At 69.3% G+C, this 6429-nt stretch carries 8 protein-coding genes; 3 read left to right on the forward strand and 5 right to left on the reverse strand.

Annotation, left to right across the window (positions count from 1 at the left end; all coding sequences use genetic code 11):
* Positions 1-159: 159 nt before the first annotated feature.
* The 4 genes from rplI to rpsF all read right to left on the reverse strand — a co-directional run bounded on the left by rplI (position 160) and on the right by rpsF (position 1870).
* The gene (gene rplI, locus ACWGDE_RS00430; RefSeq protein ID WP_214947419.1) at positions 160-606 is read right to left on the reverse strand and encodes a 50S ribosomal protein L9; all 447 of its coding nucleotides are present in this window, start codon (positions 604-606) and stop codon (positions 160-162) included.
* An 18-nt stretch (positions 607-624) separates the two neighbouring features.
* Positions 625-861, reverse strand: a complete 237-nt coding sequence (gene rpsR / locus ACWGDE_RS00435; RefSeq protein ID WP_005315025.1) for a 30S ribosomal protein S18 — start codon at positions 859-861, stop codon at positions 625-627.
* 43 nt (positions 862-904) lie between these two features.
* A complete protein-coding gene (locus ACWGDE_RS00440) occupies positions 905-1507 on the reverse strand; it encodes a single-stranded DNA-binding protein (protein ID WP_453386711.1) in 603 nt (200 codons plus the stop codon).
* Between the two features lie 72 nt (positions 1508-1579).
* Positions 1580-1870: a 30S ribosomal protein S6 gene (rpsF, locus tag ACWGDE_RS00445; protein ID WP_004950685.1), complete on the reverse strand. Its 291-nt coding sequence runs from the start codon at positions 1868-1870 to the stop codon at positions 1580-1582.
* Between the two features lie 251 nt (positions 1871-2121).
* Here rpsF and ACWGDE_RS00450 point away from each other — a divergent pair, with 251 nt between their 5' ends.
* From ACWGDE_RS00450 to ACWGDE_RS00460, 3 genes are all read left to right on the forward strand, one after another.
* Positions 2122-2445, forward strand: coding sequence for a hypothetical protein (locus ACWGDE_RS00450; RefSeq protein WP_453386712.1), 324 nt, complete (start codon positions 2122-2124; stop codon positions 2443-2445).
* 129 nt (positions 2446-2574) lie between these two features.
* Positions 2575-3693 (forward strand): lipid II:glycine glycyltransferase FemX, encoded by a 1119-nt coding sequence (locus tag ACWGDE_RS00455; protein ID WP_453386713.1) that lies wholly within the window; start codon positions 2575-2577, stop codon positions 3691-3693.
* A gap of 71 nt (positions 3694-3764) precedes the next feature.
* Entirely contained in the window at positions 3765-4796 is a 1032-nt protein-coding gene (locus tag ACWGDE_RS00460; protein ID WP_453386714.1) for an alanine racemase, read from the forward strand.
* A gap of 1 nt (position 4797) precedes the next feature.
* Here the strand turns inward: ACWGDE_RS00460 and ACWGDE_RS00465 are convergent, their stop codons facing one another.
* Entirely contained in the window at positions 4798-6258 is a 1461-nt protein-coding gene (locus ACWGDE_RS00465; protein ID WP_453386715.1) for a glycosyltransferase family 87 protein, read from the reverse strand.
* Positions 6259-6429 lie beyond the last annotated feature (171 nt).

Here is a 6429-nt window from a genome sequence, read left to right on the forward strand (position 1 = left end):
GGGCCGGCGCGGCCCCGAGCGATGTTTCACGTGAAACAGGCCGATGTTTCACGTGAAACATCGGCCCCGGCACCGCCCCACGGGCCCCGCCCCTGCCGAAAGCCGCGGAAACGACGAAGGGCCGCACCCCGGAGGGGTGCGGCCCTTCATGCGCAGCCCTTAGGCGGCGACGACCTCGATGCCCACGTTCGCGGCCACGTCGGCGTGCAGACGCACGGAGACCTGGTACGAACCGAGGGTCTTGATCGGGGAGCCCAGCTCGACGCGGCGCTTGTCGACCTTCGGGCCACCGGACGCCTCGATCGCCGTGGCGATGTCGGAGGGCGTGACGGAACCGAAGAGACGACCGGCGTCACCCGCGCGGGTGGCCAGACGGACCTTGACGGCCTCGAGCTTGGCCTTGAACTCGTTGGCCTGCTCGATGGTCGCGATCTCGTGGATCTTGCGGGCGCGGCGGATCTGCGCCACGTCCTTCTCGCCACCCTTGGTCCAGCGGATCGCGAAACCACGCGGGACCAGGTAGTTGCGAGCGTAACCGTCCTTGACGTCGACGACATCGCCGGCGGTGCCGAGGCCAGAGACCTCGTGGGTCAGGATGATCTTCATTATTCGGTCACCCTTTCCTTATCGCGCGGTGGACGTGTAGGGCAGCAGTGCCATCTCACGGCTGTTCTTGACGGCCGTGGCGACGTCACGCTGGTGCTGCGTGCAGTTGCCGGTAACGCGGCGGGCACGGATCTTGCCGCGGTCGGAAATGAACTTCCGCAGCATGTTCGTGTCCTTGTAGTCCACGTACGCGGTCTTGTCCTTGCAGAAAGCGCAGACCTTCTTCTTAGGCTTGCGCACAGGCGGCTTCGCCATTGTGTCTCTCCTGTGAAATCAAGAAGTGGGGGTGCGAGCTGCCCTAGAAGGGCGGCTCGTCCGAGTAGCCACCGCCGGAGCCGCCGGAGCTTCCGCCCCAACCGCCACCGCCGCCGCCCTGCTGCTGACCGCCGGCCGGCGCGCTGGACGCCCACGGGTCGTCGGAGGGAGCTCCGCCGCCCTGGGGAGCGGCGCCACCCGGGGCTCCGCCCCAGTTGCCACCGCCGCCGCCCTGCTGCTGACCGCCGTTACCGCCGCCGTATCCACCCTGGCCACCGCGACCGGTGGTCTTGGCGACCTTGGCCGTGGCGTTCTTCAGGCTGGGGCCGACTTCCTCGACGTCCAGCTCGTAGACCGTGCGCTTGACACCCTCACGGTCCTCGTACGACCGCTGCCTCAGCCGGCCCTGCACGATGACGCGCATGCCCCGCTGAAGGGACTCGGCGACGTTCTCGGCCGCCTGCCGCCACACCGAGCAGGTCAGGAACAGGCTTTCGCCGTCCTTCCACTCATTGGTCTGACGGTCGAAGGTGCGGGGAGTGGACGCGACACGGAACTTCGCGACCGCCGCACCCGAGGGGGTGAAGCGCAGCTCGGGGTCGTCGACGAGATTGCCGACGACCGTGATGACGGTCTCGCCTGCCATGGATGAACCTCTCGGCGGGGATTGCTGCTGGGCTGCTGTGCTACTCGATCCCGATTACCGCTGAACCGAAGTTCAGTGGGTCTCGGGGCGAAGGACCTTGGTCCGGAGAACCGACTCGTTCAGGTTCATCTGTCGGTCAAGCTCCTTGACGACCGCAGGCTCGGCCTGGAGGTCGATGACCGAGTAGATGCCCTCGGGCTTCTTCTTGATCTCGTAAGCGAGACGACGACGGCCCCAGGTGTCGACCTTCTCGACCTTTCCGTTGCCCTCACGGACGACAGAAAGGAAGTTCTCGATCAGCGGGGAGACAGCGCGCTCCTCGAGATCGGGGTCGAGGATGACCATCACTTCGTAGTGACGCATGTGGAACCCACCTCCTTTGGACTCAGCGGCCACGGTCGTTCCGTGGCAGGAGGGTCGTGATGCGTGCGCACGGCATCTGCAGAGCAGACACCGCGCAGCTGTACAGACTACCTCCTCGACTCCTTCCGGTTGAAATCCGGCACCAGGAGGCCACAATCTGTATTCATCGGGTGTGCTCGGTGCTATGCCCCCGGCCCCTGCCGGAGGAGGCCCCCCGCACCGCTCTGCTGCAGCCAGGAGGTGCCTTTCCGATGGCACAGGCAATGCGACGTCAGTCCCCGGCCCCGTCGATCTCCCTCTTCGCGACCGACGGCAAGCCCCATCCGCTCCAGGACACCCTGGTGGCGGTCACTCTGATCCTGGGCGCCGTGGCGTTCGTCACGGCGTTCTTCCACCACCTGCACCTGCTCAGCTCCTGGACGGGACTGATCGGGATCCTGACCGGTGCCTACGGGCAGTTCATCTCGGCGACGACGCGCGAGCGCTTCGCCTTGATCGTCGGGCTCGGCGCCGCCGGCATCGGGTTCTTCCTCGGCATGGCGCACGGCGGTCTCTTCGGGGGCTGGCTGGGCTGACCGGGTGCCTCCGCGACGGGCGCCGGCCTCCCACCGGCCCAGGCCCGGCCTGTCCCCCAGATGGGTGGCGCCCTTGTCGCAGTAGGCTTCGCGCCATAGCCAGCGAAGCCGCCGGAGGAGACCCCCCGCATGAGCCTGTCCCTGAGGACCATCAGCCGAGAGCAGCATCTGGGCTACCTCCAGAGTCTGCCCTCGGCTAGCCACTGCCAGGTCCCGGCGTGGGCCGACGTGAAGAACGAGTGGCGTTCCGAGAACCTCGGATGGTTCGACAAGTCCGGCGAACTCGTCGGCGTCGCCCTCGTGTTGTACCGCCAGCTGCCCAAGGTGAAGAGGTACCTCGCGTACCTCCCCGAGGGCCCGGTCATCAACTGGTACGCCCCCAATCTCGACGAGTGGCTCCAGCCGATGCTGGCGCACCTCAAGCAGCAGGGCGCCTTCACCGTGAAGATGGGCCCGCCCGTCGTCATCCGCCGCTGGAACTCCACCGCCATCAAGGCCGGAATCCAGGACCCGGAGGTCAAGCGCCTGCGCGACGTGGAGGCTTCGGAGATCGAGCCCCGCGCCTTCGAGGTCTCCGACAAGCTGCGCCGCATGGGCTGGCAGCAGGCCGAGGACGGGGGCGCCGGCTTCGGCGACGTGCAGCCCCGCTACGTCTTCCAGGTGCCGCTGGCCAACCGCTCGCTGGACGACGTCCTCAAGGGCTTCAACCAGCTGTGGCGCCGCAACATCAAGAAGGCCGAGAAGGCCGGCGTCGAGGTCGTCCAGGGCGGCTACGACGACCTGCCGACCTGGCAGCACCTGTACGAGATCACGGCCGAGCGCGACAAGTTCCGCCCGCGCCCGCTCAGCTACTTCCAGCGCCAGTGGACGGCCCTCAACTCCGAGGACCCCAACCGGATGCGGCTGTACATCGCCAAGCACGAGGGGGAGCCGCTGGCCGCCGCCACGATGCTCACCGTCGGCCAGCACGTCTGGTACTCGTACGGCGCCTCCGCCAACCACAAGCGCGAGGTCCGCCCCTCGAACGCGATGCAGTGGCGGATGCTGCGCGATTCCTACGCGCTCGGCGCAAGCGTCTACGACCTGCGCGGCATCAGTGACACCCTGGACGAGAACGACCACCTGTTCGGTCTGATCCAGTTCAAGGTCGGCACGGGCGGCGAGGCCGTCGAGTACGTCGGCGAGTGGGACTTCCCGCTCAACAAGCTGCTGCACAAGGCGCTCGACATGTATATGTCCCGCCGCTGACCCCACCCATCCCCACACACCGCACCGCACCGCTGCACCACGCAGCTTTTCGAGAGAGGCTCCGGACGGGCATGGCGCTCACGCTCTACGTCGACACCGCGCGCTGGCGTGCGCACCAGAAGCAGATCCAGGACCAGTTCCCCGGGATGATCCCGGTCTGCAAGGGCAACGGCTACGGCTTCGGCCACGAGCGGCTCTGCGAAGAGGCGAACCGGATGGGCGCCGACGTCCTGGCGGTCGGTACGACGTACGAGGCCGCCAGCATCAAGGACTTCTTCGGCGGCGACCTGCTCGTCCTCACCCCGTTCCGGCGCGGTGAGGACCCGGTGCCGCTGCCGGACCGGGTCATCCGCTCGGTGTCCTCGGTGGACGGGGTCCGCGGCCTGGTCGGTGCCCGGGTGGTCATCGAGTGCATGAGCTCGATGCGCCGCCACGGCATCTCCGAGCAGGACCTCGGCCAGCTGCACGCGGCGATCGAGGACGTCCGGCTGGAGGGCTTCGCCCTCCACCTGCCGCTGGACCGCCCCGACGGCTCGGACGCCGTCGAGGAGGTCATCGGCTGGATGGACCGGCTGCGCGCCGCGCGGCTGCCGCTGCACACCATGTTCGTCAGCCACCTGAAGGCCGAGGAACTGGCCCGGCTGCGGCAGCAGTTCCCGCAGACCCGCTTCCGGGCCCGGATCGGCACCCGGCTTTGGCTGGGCGACCACGAGGCGACCGAGTACCGCGGTTCGGTCCTCGACGTCACCCACGTCGCCAAGGGCGACCGCTTCGGCTACCGCCAGCAGAAGGCCGCGTCCGACGGCTGGCTGGTCGTGGTGGCCGGCGGCACCTCGCACGGCGTCGGCCTGGAGGCTCCCAAGGCCCTGCACGGGGTGATGCCGCGTGCCAAGGGCGTCGCCCGGGCCGGGCTGGCCACCGTCAACCGCAACCTGTCGCCCTTCGTGTGGGCGGGCAAGCAGCGCTGGTTCGCCGAGCCGCCGCACATGCAGGTGTCGATCCTGTTCGTGCCCTCGGACTCTCCCGAGCCGAAGGTCGGCGACGAGCTGGTGGCGCACCTGCGCCACACCACCACGCAGTTCGACCGGGTGCTCGACGCCTGAGTCAGTCCCTGGGGCCCGCGCCCCAGTCGACCCGCTGTCCCTCCGAAGGCGCCGCGTCCTGCGGCGCCTTCGGCGTCTGCGCCAGCACGAAGACGTCCTCGGCGCCGTCCAGGACACCCCCCGAGGGGTCGTCGCTGCCGTCGCGCCGCACCACGTCCCGCTCGGGCAGCATGATGTCGCGTACGACGACGGCGCACAGGTAGAGCGTGCACAGCAGGTGCGCGGTGATCGCCAGCTGGTAGCCCTCCACGGGCAGACCCTGGTGCTTGTCCCCGCTGGTCGTGTAGGCGAGGTAGAACCAGATCCCGAGGAAGTAGACGACCTCGCCGGCCTGCCAGATCAGGAAGTCGCGCCAGCGCGGCCGGGCCAGCGCCGCGAGCGGGATGAGCCACAGTACGTACTGGGGCGAGTAGACCTTGTTGACCAGGATGAAGGCGGCCACCAGCAGGAAGGCCAGCTGCGCGAAGCGGGGGCGGCGCGGTGCGGTCAGCGCCAGCAGGCCGATGCCGGCGCACAGCAGCAGCGTCAGGCCCGTCGCGTAGGTGTTGGCGCCCTCGATCGGGGTCCCGGCGCGCTGGGAGATCAGCAGCCACACCGAGCCGAAGTCGATCGGGCGCTCCTGGCTGAAGGTGTAGAACTTCGTCCAGCCCTCCCAGGCGAAGAGCATGACGGGCAGGTTCACCACGAGCCAGGAGGCGACGGCGCCACCGGCCGCCGCACCGAACGCGCGCCACTTCCCGGCCCGCCAGCAGAGCACGAACGCGGCACCGAGGAGCAGTACGGGGTAGAGCTTGGCCGCGGTGGCCAGTCCGATCAGGATGCCGAAGGACAGTGCCCGGCCCCGCGACCACATGAGCATCGCGGCGGCTGTCAGGGCGATGGCCAGCAGGTCCCAGTTGATGGTCGCGGTGAGCGCGAAGGCGGGCGCCAGCGCGAAGAGCAGCGCGTCCCACGGCCGGCGGCGGTGGGTGCGGGCGACGCACACGGCGATCACGGCGGCGCAGGCCATCAGCATGCCCGCGTTGACCATCCAGTACATCTGCTCCCGGTGCTGCATGGAGCCGCTGCCCGGGGTCATCCAGGAGGCGACCTCCATGAAGAGCCCGGTGAGCACCGGATACTCCAGGAACTGCATGTCCCCGGGGAGCCGGTCGAAGTACGGGGTGAGGCCGTCGGCGAAGCCGCGCAGGACGTAGAGGTGCGGGATGTCCGAGTAGCAGGCGTGGGTGTACTGGGAGCCGGCCCCGCGGAACCAGGCCCAGTCGTAGCAGGGGAGCTTCTGCACCATGCCGAGCGCGAACATCCCCAGGGCGACGAGCACCACGACGCGCACCGGGGTCAGCCAATGGCCGCCCAGTCGTGCGTGGCGGCCCAGTGGGCCGCCGATGAGCTCGCTCCCGGCGGCGGCCACCTCGTCCTGCTGGGTGGGCAGTACGGGGCTGTCCTCGTGCACCTTCGTCATGCGCACATCCTGCCGTACCGCGCCGGACATGCGAGAGGGGGGGGGCGCCCCGGGCGGGGGGGCCCGCCCGGGGTGGGGGGGGGGGGGCGGGGGGCCGGCGCTGAAGATTCCCTGCGGGCGGCCGCGGGGGGGGGGGGGCGCGCCCCCCCCCCCCCCCGCGCGCCGCATGGT

The sequence above is a fragment of the Streptomyces sp. NPDC054956 genome (genome assembly GCF_053609185.1).

Excerpts from the sequence above, each read along its gene's own strand:
- rplI (WP_214947419.1), bottom strand. The coding sequence starts at position 606 with ATGAAGATCATCCTGACCCACGAGGTCTCTGGCCTCGGCACCGCCGGC.
- ACWGDE_RS00455 (WP_453386713.1), top strand. The coding sequence starts at position 2,575 with ATGAGCCTGTCCCTGAGGACCATCAGCCGAGAGCAGCATCTGGGCTAC.
- ACWGDE_RS00440 (WP_453386711.1), bottom strand. The coding sequence starts at position 1,507 with ATGGCAGGCGAGACCGTCATCACGGTCGTCGGCAATCTCGTCGACGAC.
- rpsF (WP_004950685.1), bottom strand. The coding sequence starts at position 1,870 with ATGCGTCACTACGAAGTGATGGTCATCCTCGACCCCGATCTCGAGGAG.
- ACWGDE_RS00460 (WP_453386714.1), top strand. The coding sequence starts at position 3,765 with ATGGCGCTCACGCTCTACGTCGACACCGCGCGCTGGCGTGCGCACCAG.
- ACWGDE_RS00465 (WP_453386715.1), bottom strand. The coding sequence starts at position 6,258 with ATGACGAAGGTGCACGAGGACAGCCCCGTACTGCCCACCCAGCAGGAC.
- ACWGDE_RS00450 (WP_453386712.1), top strand. The coding sequence starts at position 2,122 with ATGGCACAGGCAATGCGACGTCAGTCCCCGGCCCCGTCGATCTCCCTC.
- rpsR (WP_005315025.1), bottom strand. The coding sequence starts at position 861 with ATGGCGAAGCCGCCTGTGCGCAAGCCTAAGAAGAAGGTCTGCGCTTTC.